The sequence below is a fragment of the Candidatus Pelagibacter sp. PS_16 genome (assembly GCF_059417965.1).
On the sequence record NZ_CM182074.1, the window covers coordinates 592023 to 608022 of the forward strand.

A 16000-nucleotide genomic window follows, 5' to 3' on the forward strand; every position below is an offset into this window, starting at 1 on the left:
ATTTATGAATTTAAAACCATCTGAAAACACTAAAATTTATGGTATGGATAATTTTTTTCATGAATTAAGTGGACTATATAAGCACAAAAAATTGCCTAATAAAATTTTACTGTCTGGGAAAAAAGGATTAGGAAAATCAACATTAGCCTATCATTTAATCAACTATATTTTATCCGAAAATGAGGATTATAAATATAATTTAGAAAATTTTTGCATCCATAAGGACAATAAATCTTATAAACTTTTGCAAAATAACTCCCATCCAAATTTCTATTTAATAGATTTATTAGCAGAAAAAAAAAGCATTGATGTAGGTCAAATACGTGAAATGATTAGTTACACAAATAAATCAACATTTAATAATATGGCAAGATTTATTTTAATAGATAATGTTGAAAATCTAAATAAGAATTCTGTCAACGCATTACTTAAAATTATTGAAGAACCAAATGAAAATGTTTTTTTTATCTTAATAAATAATAGTGAAAAAAATATACTACCCACACTAAAATCAAGATGTTTAACATTCAAGATTAATTTTACATTTAATGAGTCCTTAAGTATTTCAAATTTAATACTGGATAAAAATGTACTTGATTTTATTAATTACGACTTACTAAGTTTTTATAATTCACCCGGTGAAATTATTAGTTTGTTTAATTTTGCAGAAGAAAAATCTATTAATTTAAAGGATCACACTATTTCAAGTTTTATAAGTTCGATAATAGAAAATAATTACTATAAGAAAAATAAACCTGTCAAAATTTTATTAATAAATTTAATCGAGCTATTCTTTTTGAAAAAATATCTGATAACAAATTCAAAGGTTACATTAATTAATTTTTATCAAAAATTTATAAAAAAAATTTATAATACGGAAAAATTTAATCTAGATGAAGAAAGTTTATTTTTAGAATTTAAATCAAAATTGTTATAAATGGATAAAAATTACTATATAACTACACCAATTTATTATCCTTCAGCGAGACCCCATATTGGTCATGCATACTCAAGTATTGTTGCTGATTTTTTTGCAAGATTTAAACGTATAGATGGGTTCAATGTTCATTTTTTAACAGGTACGGATGAGCATGGTTTAAAAATACAACGAGCAGCAGAGAGAAAAAAAATTGATCCTCAAACTTTTTGTGATGAAATTAGTCAAACGTTTAGAGATCTTTCAAAAACATTAAATTTATCTAATACTGATTTCATTAGAACTACTGAAGAAAGACACAAAAAAACAGTTCAACATCTGTGGAATGAACTTGAAAAAAATGACGATATTTATTTATCAAAATATTCTGGTTGGTATTCTGTTTCTGACGAAGCTTATTACAGTGATGAAGAAATTATTGAGAAAGAAAACGTTAAAATAGCCATTTCATCTGGTTCTTCGGTTGAATGGATAGAGGAAGAGTCTTATTTTTTTAGATTATCAAAGTGGCAAGATGAACTACTAAATTATTATGAAAAAAATCCAGACTTTATTTCACCAAAATCCAGAAAAAATGAAGTAATTAGTTTTGTAAAAGGTGGTTTAAAAGACTTATCCATAAGCCGTAAAGCATTCTCTTGGGGCATCAAGGTTCCTAATAGTCAAGATCATGTAATTTATGTTTGGCTTGATGCACTAACCAATTATATAAGTGCTTTAAACTACCCAGACACAAATGATGAGCTGTTTAAAAAATTTTGGCCTGCATCTGTTCATTTAATAGGTAAGGATATATTAAGATTTCACTCTGTGTATTGGCCAGCATTTTTAATGGCTGCAAAAATACCTTTACCTAAGAAAGTATATGGTCATGGCTGGATTTTATCTGGTGATGAAAAGATGTCAAAATCAAAAGGAAATATTCTTGATCCCTTAGATATTATTGAAATTTATGGACTTGACCCATTAAGATATTATTTGATTAAAGAAGTTTCATTTGGAAATGATGGTAATATTTCACAAGATAGATTAGAGGATTGTATCAATAGTGATTTGGCTAATAATTATGGTAATCTATGTCAAAGAGTGACTGCATTTGCTGAGAAGAATTGCTCTTCATTGGTACCAGTTAATACAAAATTTAATGATGAAGATTTAGTGATGCTAAATAAATTTACTGATAATTTAGATCTAATAAGAACTGAAATTGATAATCAAAATATTAATTATTATATTAATTTCATTGTTAGCGCTTTATTTGAAGCAAATAAGTATTTTAACGATCAAGAACCTTGGAAAAAAAAAGATGATAAAGATAGATTAAATACCATTGTCTATACATCTTTAGAAATGATTAGAAAAATTTCATTTATGCTTTATCCAATAATTCCAAGCTCAATAGAAAAAGCGTTAAAGATTTTTGATTTAAATGTTGATTCAATTAATTTAGAATCTATCGCAAAACATGACTATCTAATATCTGGTAAACCAATCAACAAAATAGATATTTTGTTTAAAAAAATTGAAAAGAAGCATGATTGATTCTCATTGTCATTTAGATCATGAACCTTTACTTGAAAATTTAAATGAAGTTATAAAAAGATCTAAAGAAGTCGGAATCTCAAAATTATTAACCATATGCACGACACCTGAAAGTTTTGATAGGATAAAAAAAATTATTAAAACCGACCCGATGATTTATGGAACTTTTGGTATCCATCCTCATGAGACTGATAAAAGTCATTTAATTGATAAAAATTATATAACAAGTCAAGTAAATCAAAATGAACGAATTATTGGTATTGGTGAAACCGGCTTAGATTTTTTTTATAATCATAGTAATAAAGAAAGGCAAATTGATAGCTTTAAAGCTCATATAGAGGCTTCTATAGAGCTTAATATGCCTATTATCATACATTCTAGAAATGCAGAGAAAGAAACATATGAAATTTTAAAATCATATAAATCAGAAAAACTTAAAATTTTAATGCATTGTTTTACTGGTTCGTTAAATTTTGCAAATAAATTAATAGAATTAAATGCTTTTTTTTCAGCAAGTGGAATAATTACTTTTAAAAATAGTTTAGAGCTTCAGGAAACTTTTAAGAATATTCCCTTAAATAAACTGCTTGTTGAAACAGATAGTCCGTTTTTAGCGCCCATACCAATGAGAGGGAAAAAAAATGAACCAAGTTTTATTAAATATACTTTAGAAAAATTATCTATTTTAAAAGAAAAAACTGATCAAGAAATGTCCGATTTAACCACTCAAAATTTTAATAAACTTTTTAATCTATAATGTCTCTTAAATTTGTCATTTTGGGTAGTGGTAGCTCCATGGGTGTACCTAGAGCAGATGGATATTCTGGAGATTGTGATTTAAAAAATAAAAAGAATTTTAGAACAAGGTGTTCTGCTCTAATTAAATTTAATGATCAAAATATTTTAATAGATACATCGCCAGATTTGAGGTCACAACTTCTAAAAAATAAAATTAAATCTATTAGTAAAGTTTTTTATACCCATCTTCATGCTGACCAGACACATGGTATTAATGACTTGCGCCCATTTTTTTTGATAAACAAGAAACAAATTCCAGTCTATGCGGACATTAATACTAAGAAATATTTGCTTTCAACTTTTAAATATTGTTTTAAATCATCTTTTGGTTATCCATCAACTTTAAATATTAATAGCCTTAAAAAAAAACATGAATTTACAATTAAAGATAAAAAAATTAAAATTGAATCAATACCCGTTCAACACGGTAAGATTAAAAGTATTTGCTACCTAATTAATAATAAATTAGCCTATGCAAGTGATATTAGCTTGTTCTTTAAAAAAGATTACAAAAAATTAAAAAATTTAGAATATTTGATTATTGATTGTCTGTGGTACCGAAATCATTCAGCCCATTTCAATTTAGATCAAGTTTTAGAAATGGTTAAAATCCTTACTCCTGAAAAAACTATATTAACAAACATGCATAGCGATTTAGATTATATAAAACTTAAGAAAAAATTACCTAAAAATATTATTCCTGGTTTTGATGGTTTGACCGTTAGTTTAAAGAATTAAATCTATTTGTTTTGTTATCTTGTCTGACATTGGTGTAATAAAAGAATTGAACGTGTCCTGTATTTTTCCTTCTTTATTAATTAAAATCTTATGAAAGTTCCACTTAGGAACAGTAGAATTACCATAATTTTTTTTTGCCCATTTATATAAGTCATGTGCATTATTACCTTTAACATCAGTTTTGTCTGTTATTGGAAAAGTAATATTAAAATTAGTTTCACAAAAATCTTTAATTTCTGAATTAGTGCCTGGTTCTTGACCACCAAATTGATTTGATGGAACGCCAATTACATAGAAGCCCCTGTCTTTATACTTTTCATAAAGTTCTTGCAGGCCTGTATATTGCTTTGTAAATCCACACTTACTAGCAACATTTACCAAAAGTATAGTTTTTCCTTTATATTGATTTAAATCAATAGTTTCATTATTTATATTTTTTATTGAATGATCAAAAAATAGCTTTTCATATTTAGCATCAACTTTTTCAAAAAATGTAAACATAGATAGAATTAATAGAATTAATAAATTATTTTTATAAACCATTGCTTATTTTTTAGAAGCATACAATAATATAAAATATCCAAATACAGTAGACAGTAAAGATCCAGCAAGAACACCAATTTTTACTCCATCAATATATTGAATATTTTCGGCAAAGGCTAAGTTTCCAACAAACAAACTCATAGTAAAACCAACCCCTGTTAATATTGAAACTCCGTATAAGCTTAACCAGGTAGACTTATCTGGCATTTGAGCTACACCAAATTTAACAGCAATAAAAGAAACAAGCATAACCCCAACCTGTTTACCCACGAATAGCCCTAAAAGAATGCCTAATGGAACAGGTTCTAATAATGAAGTTAATGATAGCCCCTCCAAAGATACGCCTGCATTAGCAAATGCAAATATAGGCATTATCATAAAAGCAACATAAGGACTGATTGCATGTTCTAATTTAATTAATAAAGAGAAATCTTTTTCTTTAATTCTGTGAGGTATGGTTGAAGCTAAAAGAACACCTGCTATTGTTGCGTGAATTCCAGACTTATATGTGAAGAACCACATGAAGGCACCAATTATTAAATAGGGAATAAACTTTTTAACGCCAAATTTATTTAATGTAAGTAATAAAATATATGAAATTAAGATTAAACTTAAATAACTTATGCTTAAGTCACCTGAGTAGAAAAAGGCTATAATCAATATTGCACCAAGATCATCGATTATAGCAAGAGCTGTTAAAAAAACTTTTAAAGAAATTGGAACTCTTGAACCAAGTAAGGATAAAATTCCCAATGAAAATGCTATGTCTGTAGCAGATGGAATTGCCCAACCATTCAATGTTTCAGAATTATCAAGGTTTATAAAAACATAGACTAGAGCAGGGACCACCATTCCTCCTACAGCTCCTATAATTGGCAGCAATGCTTTTTTTAAATTAGAAAGCTCACCTTGAATAAACTCTCGTTTTATTTCTAGTGTTACAAAGAAAAAGAAAATTGCCATTAATAAGTCATTAATCCAGTGATGTACGGAAAGTTTTAAACCGAAATCATTAATACCTATAAATAGGTATTGGTTTAATGTATCAAAATATAAATTACTTAAACTAGAATTACTTATTACCAGAGCAATAATTGCTGCAATTAATAATACAAGACCACTTGCTGCTTCTAATTGAAAAAACCATTTAAAAGGCTTTGAAAGATTTTTAATCATAATTTTATATTAAATCTCTAATAAATAATGAGATATCTTTAATACTTTCATACAGATTATAAAGTATAAATTCGATATTTGGGACAATTTTCCCTATAGGATATTTAAACGTGTCCACAATAATTATAAAAGCAATGAAAGAAATAATTGATACAACGAAAATATTTAATATTTTAAAATTCTTTTGTTTTTTTGGCTTTCTGTTTACTTGTGTGCTTTCAGCTTTATTTATCTCAATTTTTTCTATAGTTTTTTCTTCTAAGTTAACTTCTACTTCGTCATTAGACGCATCTGATACACTTTCTACATCATTAATCGGTGAATTATTTTGTTTAAAAATATTAACATTATCATTACTAATATCTTCATCAGCTGAACTTACTGTGTTTTCAGGAACTACTTTTTTAAAAAACCATTTATGATCACAGCTAGCACACTGTAATAAACGACCCATGTTGGGAATTAAACTTGAGTCTACATCGAATTTTTTATTACAAATATTGCAAGTGATGATCATAAATGATGTATATCTGATTCTTGTAAAAAAGCCTTATTTTTGATGTTCTTTATTCTTTGAAATTATCAATATCTAATGTATTAGTACCTCAATCGGGGCGTAGCGCAGCCTGGTAGCGCATCTGGTTTGGGACCAGAGGGTCGCAGGTTCAAATCCTGCCGCCCCGACCATTTTATGAAAAAAGCAAAAATTTATATACCCACTAAAAATTCAATGCAGTCTGGTTTAGGTAAATCAGACAAATGGTTAATTGAATTTGAAACTGAAGATACAGGAATTAATCCTTTAATGGGCTGGGAAACTAACTCAAATACTCTTTCAGAATTAAATTTAGAATTTTCTTCTAAAGAATTAGCAATAGAATATGCAAAAAAAAATAAAATTGACTTTGAAATCATTGAACCTCAAAAAAGAAAAATGGTCAAAAAATCTTACGCAGATAATTTTTTAAAATAATAATGTTTAAATTTTTCACTCAAAAAGAATGGCGATTATGGTCATGGGTTGGTTCATTTATTATTCTTTCATCGCTTTGGGTTCAGGTTCAAATTGATGTTAAAATAAATGAATGGTTTGGTCAGTTCTATGACATGATACAAAAAGCCTTAGCAGCCCCGAACTCAATCACAATTGGTGAGTACTGGGCAAGCTTGTTATCATTTATTACATTAGCGGGTATTTACGTGGCTTTAGCTACAGTTGTTGCTTTTTTTACTTCACATTATTTATTCAGATGGAGAACTGCAATGATTGATTGGTATCACAGCGTCTATGATAAAGCCCGAACTATTGAAGGTGCTTCACAAAGGGTTCAGGAAGACACAATAAAATTTTCAAGAATTATGGAAGGACTTGGTACAAGTTTTATAGAAGCAATAATGATGCTTGTTGAATTCACTCCTATTTTATTTGGTTTAAGTATTGGAATACCTATTTTATTTTTTGGGGATTGGAATTATGGTTTAGTTACAGGTGCATTTATATGGACTGTAGGTGGAACTCTTTTCTTAATTATATTAGGTTCAATTTTAAGATTAGTTGGTGTTGAGTATGATCTTCAAAAGAATGAGGCTTCTTATAGAAAATTATTAGTTATAGCTGAAGATGATATAACAATAAGACCAAAGAACCTTGATGAATTATTTAATGATGTGAGAAAAATTCATTTTAAATCTTACTTAAGATATTTTTACTTTAATCTAGGTCGAATAACTTATCTTCAAGCTAATGTTCTCTCGGCCTATGTTTTTTTAGCTCCAGCAATAGTAGCAGGCGTTGTGACATTAGGGGTAATGCAACAAATTATAAGAGCTTTTGGCAGAGTAGAGGGGTCCATGCAATATATTTTCAGATCATGGCCTACAATCATAGAGTTAGCCAGTGTTTATAAAAGATTAAAAGAATTTGAATCTAAAATTAATACCACAGAATCAATTACTCAAAAAGATTAATGGCTATTGATAAAAAATATGTTGATCAAATTGTTAAAGTTTCTGAAAAAGCAGCACTAGCCTCTTCTTATTTGGTTGGAAAAAAAGACAAAATTGCAGCAGATCAAGCAGCTGTTGACGCAATGCGATCAGAATTAAATAAAACAGATATGAATGGTGAAGTTGTTATTGGTGAAGGTTCACTCGATGAGGCTCCCATGCTTTATACAGGTGAAAAGCTTGGAAATAAAAAAGGACCTTATTTTGATATTGCTGTTGACCCTTTAGAGGGTACAAATTTTGCAGCAAATAATTTGCCTGGTGCAACTTCTGTTATTGCTATTGCAGAAAAAGGAAATCTTTTTAATGCGCCAGAAACGTATATGGATAAAATTGCAACCGGCCCAATTGAAAAAGGATTAGTTGATCTAGATTTTCCATTAAAGAAAAATGTAACAAATCTTGCGGACTTTCTAAACAAAGATATTTCATCACTGACAGCTTGTGTAATGGACAGACCAAGACACAAAAAAATAATTGATGAATTAAAGCAGCTAAATATAAATATTAAATTAATTACTGATGGTGATGTTCTTGGTGCATTGTATGTGACAAATCCAAAATATAATGTTGATATATTTTTGGGTATTGGCGGTGGTCCAGAAGGAGTGTTAGCAGCATCAGCCCTTGATGCTTTTGACTGCCATTTTCAAGGGAGATTTATATTTGATAACGACAAGGATATTAAAGATGCAAACAATATGGGAATAACTGATTTAAACAAAAAATATGAATTAAATGAAATTATAAGAGGAGACTCTATATTTTGCTCTACAGGAATTACTACAAGTGAGATGTTAGCTGGTGTAAAAATTCATAATAACAAATATATAACCGAAACATTAGTTACACATAAAAGTTTAAAATTTACAAAAATCTTAAAGAGCACAAATCTTATTTCAGAATGATTTCTGTCTCAGGTAAGAAGTGGGAACAAAAAAAAATTAATCAAAACATTGTTGATAAATTAAAACAAGAATATAATTTTAGTGAAATTTTATCTAGATTAATTATTTCAAGAAGATTTGACAATGATGAAATAGCAACAATCAATACAGATTTAGATTTAAACAACGTTTTTTTAAATAATAAAGATTTCAGTCAATCTATTAATCTTGTTGTAAATTCTATCAATAATAATGAAAAAATATGCATTTTAGGCGATTATGACGTTGATGGATCTGCAGCTACATCTTTATTTGTTAAATTTTTTGAAGATATAAATCATCCATTTTTTTATTATATACCTGATAGAGAAAAGGATGGTTATGGAGCTACAAAAAAACTATTCAAAAAACTGATCTTAGAAAACCCTAAATTAATTATTATGGTGGATTGTGGCTCAACATCTAATGATGCAATAGATTTCTTAAATGAGAATGAAATAAAATCTTTAATCATTGATCATCACGAAATTGATAAGCCTTTTCCAAATGCAAATTCAATTATAAACCCAAAAAAAGATGATGGTTATAGAGAGTACGATTATTTGTGCGCAACAACACTTACATATTTTTTTTTAGATTTACTGATTAAAAAAATCAAAAGTGAAATAATTATATCTGATTATTTAATATATGTTTTATTGGCTACAGTATGTGATGTTATGCCTTTAAGAAAACTTAATAGATTAATTGCAATAAAAGCTCTCAAAAATTTTGATATAACAAAAAATTCACCGATTAATACTTTATTTAAATTAAATGAAAAAAAAAATAGAATTAATATTAATGATCTAGGATTTTTAATTGGTCCAATATTAAATGCTGGTGGTAGATTAGGAAAGTCTCAATATGCCACAGAATTATTATCTTCTAATAATGATCTAGTTGTAAATGATAGATCAAAATCCCTAATTAAACTAAACGATAAAAGAAAAGAAATTGAAAATTCAATATTAGAAGAAATTGACTTTAAAAAAATTGAAATAGAAAATAAAGATGTAATTATTTACTATAATCCAAATATTAATGAAGGTTTAATAGGAATTATTGCAGCAAGATTAAAGGATTACTTTAATAAACCCTCTATTGTTATTACTGCTTCTAATAAATTATTAAAAGGTTCTGCTAGATCAGTTTATAACTATAATATTGGCCGTGTAATTAAAAATTCCTTAGATCAAAAGATAATTTTAAATGGTGGTGGTCATAATATGGCTGCAGGATTTACTCTAAATAAAGAAAAACTTAAAAATTTTGAAAATTATATTTCAGAGGATTTTTTAAAATCAAATATTTTAAATAGTAATATATTTTTATATGAGTCAGAGATTTCATCTCTAGCATTTAATCAGGATTTTTATGATGACATTAAGAAATTAGAACCTTTTGGCACAGGAAACCCGGTACCAACTTTTTTATTAAGAGACTTAAAAATAATTAAGTCTACAATATTAAATAATAAACATGTATCTTTGATACTAAAATCAAAAACAGGGTTTTCAATTAAATCAATATCATTTAACTCTATTAATACTAAAGTTGGTGAATATTTAATGAATTATAAAAATAAAATTGACGTGATAGGTCAAATCAATGAAAATATATGGAATAATAAAAAATCTAATCAATTAACTATAAAGGACCTTATCTTATAGTTAATTGGACTTGATAAATATTGACTTTTAAAATAAAAGATCACAACATGGTCCCTTCGTCTATCGGTTAGGACAGCTGGTTTTCATCCTGCAAAGGGGGGTTCGATTCCCCCAGGGACCGCCAAAAATATGTTTTATTACACATATATGCTCAAATCTATTTCTAGAGGAGTTAAAAAAACTTACGTTGGGTATACTAACAACTTGAATTTAAGACTAAATAAACACAATTCTAATAAAGGCGCCAAATCAACAAAAGGATATAAATGGATCCTGATATATAGTAAAAAATTTAAAACTAAAAATGAAGCAATGTCTTTTGAGTACAGCCTTAAAAAAAATAAAATATTAAGAAAGGAGCTTTTAGAGAAGTCTATTTAATGAATATTTCTATATTACTACCTTATAAAGAAAATTTTGTTTCTAATAAAGCAGGTGCTGTATCATTATTTGTTAATGATATTACTAAAAATAGTATTTATCAAAAAACTACAAAAATTTTTGGCAATACAATTTATAAAAAAATTCTGTCTAACAATTATATCAACCTTACTTTTAAAAAGAAGATATTTTTTAGTTCTAATAATCAGTACGTAAAAAGTTTTTTAAAACACAAAGAAACATTAAATTCAGATTTAATCGAAGTTCATAATAGACCTAATTATATTAAAAAAATTAGGACAAAATATAAAAATAGGTTATTTTTATATTTTCATAATGACCCGTTACAAATGAATGGCTCTAGAACTAGTAAAGAGCGCATGAGTTTACTCAATAATGTTGATAAAATAATATTTAATAGTGAGTGGACTAGAAGTAGATTCTTTATAAATTTAGATAAATATCAGCATTACATTAAAAAATCATCCATATGTTTTCAATCATCATCTAAAGTTAAGATTAATTTTAAAAAGAAAAAAAATATAATCACTTTTATTGGTAAATTAAATCGAGCAAAAGGTTATGACTTATTTGGTAAAGCAATAATTAAAATTTTAGACAAATACCCTAATTGGAAATCAATGGTCTATGGTGATGAACCAAGAGAAAAACATATTTTTAATCATAAAAATCTAAAAATTTCTGGTTTTAAAGATAATAATATTATTCTTAATAATTTAAAAAAAGCCAGTATTTCAGTTATTTGTTCAAGATGGGAGGAGCCATTTGGAAGAACTAGTCTGGAAGCAGCTAGTAGAGGATCTGCTGTAATAATAAGTAATAGAGGAGGTCTTCCCGAAACAGCACTTCACGCTATAAAGCTAAAGGCATTGAATTCAGAAAATATTTTCAAAGAAATTGAAACCCTTATTCTTAATAAAAAAAGACTATTATCATTACAAACAAAAAATTACAAAAATTTTAAATTTACCCACACTTATGTTACTAAAATTATAGATGATTTAAGAAAAATTGATTACCATGATAAATCAATCAAATTATTCAATATCAAAAAGAAAATTGTTTTAAAAATAATACATGCAACAAACTTTAATAGACGTTTTAACGGTAGACTTCATTATAATACAAGTAGGAGACTTAATAATGGATTTGTAAGACTTGGTCACAACGTATTAACGGTAAGTGATAGAGATTTGACCCATGATAATAAGAATATATTTGATATTAAAGGTAAAAAAAAATTACAAAAAGATTTGATCGAAAATTCAATTAATTTCAAGGCAGACTGCCTAGTTTTGGGACACGCAGATTCAATTACAAATGAAACTTTAGACGTTATTAGAAATAAAAATAAAAATTTGAAAATTTGTCAATGGTTCTTAGACCCTATTGGTAAAAAAGGCCCAGACTATATTAAAAATAATAAGAGAATTTTAGATAAAGTTAATTTTATTGATAGCACATTTTTAACTTCAAGCCCGAGCGCTTTACGTAAGGAAATTAAAAATTCATATTTCATGCCTAATCCTTCAGATGAATCGTTTGAAATTTTAAAAAATTATGAAAATAAATGTGAAAATGATGTTTTTTTTGCAATGAGTCATGGTGTTCATAGAGGGGAACTTAAAAAAGGGAAATTTGATGATAGAGAATTATTCATTAATAAACTTAAAAATTTAAATAAAGAAATTGATTTTGATATTTATGGCATGAACAATATTCAGCCTGTATGGGGTGATAATTTTATAAAAGCAATTTCAAAATCAAGCATGGGTATTAACTTGAGTAGGGGAGAGCCCGTTAAATACTATAGTAGTGACCGTATTGCACAACTTTTGGGGAATGGTTTATTAACATTTATTAATAAAAAAACTTGTTTTAATGATTTTCTCTCAAATAAAGAAATTATCTTTTATAATGACATAAATGACCTGAGTTATAAAATTAATAAATATAAAAAAGACAAAAAAGAAGCTAAAATAATTGCAAAAAATGGTCGTGACACTTATTTAAAAAATTTTAACTCTACAATTGTAGCTGATTTTATTCTTTCAAAAACTTTTGATTATAGAAGTAAAAATAAATTTATTTGGGAAAACTAAACTTAAAACACAATGAATAGATATCTCATATTTAGAACAGATAGGATAGGAGATTTTTTGATTTCAGCTATTCTTTTAAAGTGTATCAAGAAAAGCGATCCAACAGCTAATATAATAGTCGTAGGTTCAAATAAAAATTCAAAATACATTCAAACATTCCCTTATGTGGATCAAGTTATACAATTAAATAATAATTTATTTAGTAAATTGAATGTTTTTTTTAATTTATTTAAATTTAAATATGAAACTATAATTATTCATGATGATAAAAAGAGGTCTAAATTAATTTCTTTTTTTTTAAGATCATTGAATAAAATTAACATTTCTAATTCAAATAAAATTACACATATTCAAATAATTAAAGATATTCTTCAAAAGATTAATATTGATTATGTTCATGATTCTTTAAACACATTAAGTCATATAGAAAATAAAAAATTGTGTAATGAAAATTATATACAATTACATTTCGATGAAAAATGGATTACTAATGACTATATAAAAAAATTTGTAGATATCGAGCCACCTGAAAACGAATTAATTGATTTTATAAAAAAATTAATTAAAAAAAGTGATAAAAATTTAATAATAACTACAGGCTTTAATTTACCAAATATTATAAAAAAAATTAAACCCAAACTTGATGGACTAAAAGTAAATTTATATGAAGGATTAGATTTTACAGAACTTAAAAAAATTACAATAAATTCAAATACTTTAATTTCTTGTCATGGTGCTATTTCACATGTTGCAGCTGCAAAAAATATAAAACAGATAGACATTATAGATAAATCTTATAATTACAGCAAATGGACAAGTCATTTTAGAAATTACAATTTTTTGTACAGGGATAAATTTTATAAATTATCTAATGAAATAATACATTTGTTGTGAAATTTTTAAAAAAATATAACAATATTAAAAACATTCGTTACCAATCGTTTAAAAAAACTTTGGAACTTTCTTTCAAGCGCAATTTTAAAACTATTGTTGAAACTGGAACAGCGAGAGGAAAAACAAAATTTTTTTTTATTAAACAATATAATTGGAAAGATGGAATGAGCACTCCAATGTTTGCGGAATATGCTAAATTTACTAATAGTAAGTTGCATACTTGTGATATTTCTGCAGAAAATATTAACAATGCGAAAAAATTTACTAGTAACTTTTCCAATTATATAGAGTTTTATATTGAAGATAGCTTGATTTTTTTAAAAGAATTTAAAGATCAAATTGATTTATTATACCTTGATTCCTTAGATGGTCATGACCCTATTGCTGCTTCAAATCATCAATTAAAAGAAGCTCAAATTGCAATTACTAAACTTCATGCTAATTCGTTAATTTTGCTAGATGACAAAGGATCTAAAACTAATTTATCAATAAATTATTTTAAAGAAAATAATTTCAAAATTATTTATGAAACAGACTATCAGGTACTTTTATCTAAATAAATAAACTACTTGCTTTTCTAATGAATATTAAATCAGCGTTTACCCAGTTAATTAATTTATAATTATTTTTTAACATTAATTTATATAGATTTGTTTCTACAATATTTTCTAATGATAAATTATATATTTCTAAATTCTTAACATTAATATCAGTTATTTCTGTAACAATGACATCAATTTCATATTTATCAAAATTAAAATTTTTTAATGCTTCATATTCATAATTTTCAATATCAATTGATAATAAATTTATCTTTGACTCCTTAAATTTTGAGTTTTCAATAATAGAATTCAATGATATTCCTTTTATTTTCTTTATTTCTTTATGTCGTTGATTCCTACTTTTAGCCAATTCTTTACTAATAGTATTTATTGCTGATCTTTCGTGATAATAATATAATTCTTTTTCTTCATTATCAGTTGAAGTTACTAAAGTTAGTATATTAATATCTCTTTTTCTTAGTTTGTTAAACTGATCAATTGATTTTTTATCTAAATCAATGTTTAAACCATGCCAACCTTTTTTATATAGAAGATAAGTATTATTATATTTAATTGGATGATTACATCCAACATCAATATAAATACCATCATTCTTATTTTTAAATATTCTTTCAATTACTAAATCAACATTGCTTATTGAATAAGATTTTTTTGTGTATTTTTCATAATAAATTTTTTTAAGATAATTAAACATTTTTAAAATTTTAATTTATTTAATGCATTATTTTTAAATAGATTTGCATCTTTAATATATCTTCTGACCATTTCAGCGGACTTATGTCCCGTCATAGCCATAATATTTCTTTCTTCAACTCCAGAATCAGCAGCCGATGTGGCAAAACCAGATCTTAAACTATGGCCTGAATAATTTCTGCTATCTATACCAGCTAAATTTATATATTTTTTGATAAGCAAAGCTACTGTTTGGTCTGTTAATCTGTATTCTGACAACTTTGACCCTTTAATAAATCTTCTAAAAACGGGTCCTGTGTTTATTTTTGATAGATCTAGTAATTTTTTTAATGATACAACAGGACAATATTGAGAATTATCAAAGTAGGGCAGAGCTTTTGTGAAACCTTCACCAAACTGATCAGTTTTAGATCTTCTAATGCTTATTTTTAAACCCTCTGGAACAAAATCTAAATCATCACAATCTATTGAGACTATTTCATTTCTTCTAAATCCACCTGAAAAGCCAATCAGTATTATAGATCTATCTCTTAATTTCTTAATTTCTTCCTTCTTTTCTTGATCTATAACATTAATTATTTTTTTTAAACTATTGATTAATATAGGTTTTTTGGCTTTTTGAAGACTGCCTTTTCTTCTTTTTATTCCCATAATATTTTCAATAATTGCTGGATGTTTTGTATCTAAATAGTGACCCTTTAACTTGTGGATAACACCTATTGAAACAAGTCTACGTTTCAAAGTGCTCATTTTAGCATTTTTTGTTGATAAATATGTTAAATACAGGGAAACAATTTTTGGATCTGATGGTAGAGACTTAAATCCATTTTGTGCACAAAATATTCCAAAATCATTGAAGTCTGACTTGTAAGCTCTTACAGTGTTATTAGCTTTAGAGTTTTGTAAGTTTAATAATGTTTCTTCTTGTAAAGCCTTTAAGTCTGTAATTATATTATTCATCTTTATTACTATTGATAACCATTAATTATCGTTAGTAATATATTAA

Annotated in this window: 17 protein-coding genes and 2 tRNA genes; 14 read left to right on the forward strand and 5 right to left on the reverse strand. The window is 26.4% G+C overall.

Going from position 1 to position 16000, the window contains the following annotated elements:
* Positions 1 to 4 precede the first annotated feature (4 nt).
* The 4 genes from AC5SL0_RS03040 to AC5SL0_RS03055 are packed head-to-tail and all read left to right on the forward strand — an operon-like array spanning position 5 to position 4015.
* On the forward strand, positions 5 to 937 hold the full coding sequence (locus AC5SL0_RS03040) for a DNA polymerase III delta subunit-related protein (RefSeq protein WP_494618687.1): 933 nt from the start codon (positions 5 to 7) through the stop codon (positions 935 to 937).
* Entirely contained in the window at positions 938 to 2479 is a 1542-nt protein-coding gene (metG, locus tag AC5SL0_RS03045; RefSeq protein WP_494618689.1) for a methionine--tRNA ligase, read from the forward strand.
* Positions 2472 to 3236, forward strand: a complete 765-nt coding sequence (locus AC5SL0_RS03050) for a TatD family hydrolase (protein ID WP_494618690.1) — start codon at positions 2472 to 2474, stop codon at positions 3234 to 3236. Before metG ends, AC5SL0_RS03050 begins: the two co-directional genes overlap by 8 nt.
* Positions 3236 to 4015 (forward strand): MBL fold metallo-hydrolase, encoded by a 780-nt coding sequence (locus AC5SL0_RS03055; RefSeq protein WP_494618691.1) that lies wholly within the window; start codon positions 3236 to 3238, stop codon positions 4013 to 4015. The genes AC5SL0_RS03050 and AC5SL0_RS03055 overlap by 1 nt, the downstream gene beginning before the upstream one ends.
* Here the strand turns inward: AC5SL0_RS03055 and AC5SL0_RS03060 are convergent.
* The 3 genes from AC5SL0_RS03060 to AC5SL0_RS03070 are packed head-to-tail and all read right to left on the reverse strand — an operon-like array spanning position 4004 to position 6251.
* The gene (locus AC5SL0_RS03060) at positions 4004 to 4516 is read right to left on the reverse strand and encodes a glutathione peroxidase (RefSeq protein ID WP_006996916.1); all 513 of its coding nucleotides are present in this window, start codon (positions 4514 to 4516) and stop codon (positions 4004 to 4006) included. The two genes, AC5SL0_RS03055 and AC5SL0_RS03060, sit on opposite strands and share 12 nt — an antisense overlap.
* Before the next feature lie 45 nt (positions 4517 to 4561).
* Positions 4562 to 5734 (reverse strand): Na+/H+ antiporter NhaA, encoded by a 1173-nt coding sequence (gene nhaA, locus AC5SL0_RS03065; protein ID WP_494618693.1) that lies wholly within the window; start codon positions 5732 to 5734, stop codon positions 4562 to 4564.
* Between the two features lie 4 nt (positions 5735 to 5738).
* Positions 5739 to 6251, reverse strand: coding sequence for a zinc-ribbon domain-containing protein (locus AC5SL0_RS03070; protein WP_494618694.1), 513 nt, complete (start codon positions 6249 to 6251; stop codon positions 5739 to 5741).
* Between the two features lie 93 nt (positions 6252 to 6344).
* Here AC5SL0_RS03070 and AC5SL0_RS03075 point away from each other — a divergent pair.
* From AC5SL0_RS03075 to AC5SL0_RS03120, 10 genes are all read left to right on the forward strand, one after another.
* Positions 6345 to 6421 (forward strand) — tRNA-Pro (locus AC5SL0_RS03075).
* A gap of 4 nt (positions 6422 to 6425) precedes the next feature.
* On the forward strand, positions 6426 to 6707 hold the full coding sequence (locus AC5SL0_RS03080; protein WP_271622870.1) for an ETC complex I subunit: 282 nt from the start codon (positions 6426 to 6428) through the stop codon (positions 6705 to 6707).
* A gap of 2 nt (positions 6708 to 6709) precedes the next feature.
* Positions 6710 to 7702: a putative transporter gene (locus tag AC5SL0_RS03085; RefSeq protein WP_494618695.1), complete on the forward strand. Its 993-nt coding sequence runs from the start codon at positions 6710 to 6712 to the stop codon at positions 7700 to 7702.
* On the forward strand, positions 7702 to 8649 hold the full coding sequence (glpX, locus tag AC5SL0_RS03090) for a class II fructose-bisphosphatase (RefSeq protein ID WP_494618697.1): 948 nt from the start codon (positions 7702 to 7704) through the stop codon (positions 8647 to 8649). Before AC5SL0_RS03085 ends, glpX begins: the two co-directional genes overlap by 1 nt.
* Positions 8646 to 10340 (forward strand): single-stranded-DNA-specific exonuclease RecJ, encoded by a 1695-nt coding sequence (gene recJ, locus AC5SL0_RS03095; protein ID WP_494618698.1) that lies wholly within the window; start codon positions 8646 to 8648, stop codon positions 10338 to 10340. The genes glpX and recJ overlap by 4 nt, the downstream gene beginning before the upstream one ends.
* A 49-nt stretch (positions 10341 to 10389) precedes the next feature.
* Positions 10390 to 10464: transfer RNA gene (locus AC5SL0_RS03100), tRNA-Glu, on the forward strand.
* Between the two features lie 5 nt (positions 10465 to 10469).
* Positions 10470 to 10721, forward strand: a complete 252-nt coding sequence (locus AC5SL0_RS03105) for a GIY-YIG nuclease family protein (protein ID WP_494618699.1) — start codon at positions 10470 to 10472, stop codon at positions 10719 to 10721.
* On the forward strand, positions 10721 to 12844 hold the full coding sequence (locus tag AC5SL0_RS03110) for a glycosyltransferase (protein ID WP_494618700.1): 2124 nt from the start codon (positions 10721 to 10723) through the stop codon (positions 12842 to 12844). Before AC5SL0_RS03105 ends, AC5SL0_RS03110 begins: the two co-directional genes overlap by 1 nt.
* A gap of 12 nt (positions 12845 to 12856) precedes the next feature.
* On the forward strand, positions 12857 to 13738 hold the full coding sequence (locus AC5SL0_RS03115; RefSeq protein WP_494618701.1) for a glycosyltransferase family 9 protein: 882 nt from the start codon (positions 12857 to 12859) through the stop codon (positions 13736 to 13738).
* Positions 13735 to 14298: a class I SAM-dependent methyltransferase gene (locus tag AC5SL0_RS03120; RefSeq protein ID WP_494618703.1), complete on the forward strand. Its 564-nt coding sequence runs from the start codon at positions 13735 to 13737 to the stop codon at positions 14296 to 14298. Before AC5SL0_RS03115 ends, AC5SL0_RS03120 begins: the two co-directional genes overlap by 4 nt.
* Here the strand turns inward: AC5SL0_RS03120 and AC5SL0_RS03125 are convergent.
* Together AC5SL0_RS03125 and AC5SL0_RS03130 are read right to left on the reverse strand one after the other, a co-directional pair.
* Positions 14291 to 14995: an FkbM family methyltransferase gene (locus AC5SL0_RS03125; RefSeq protein WP_494618704.1), complete on the reverse strand. Its 705-nt coding sequence runs from the start codon at positions 14993 to 14995 to the stop codon at positions 14291 to 14293. The genes AC5SL0_RS03120 and AC5SL0_RS03125 overlap by 8 nt on opposite strands.
* 2 nt (positions 14996 to 14997) lie before the next feature.
* Positions 14998 to 15954, reverse strand: a complete 957-nt coding sequence (locus tag AC5SL0_RS03130) for a site-specific integrase (protein WP_494618705.1) — start codon at positions 15952 to 15954, stop codon at positions 14998 to 15000.
* Between the last annotated feature and the right edge of the window lie 46 nt (positions 15955 to 16000).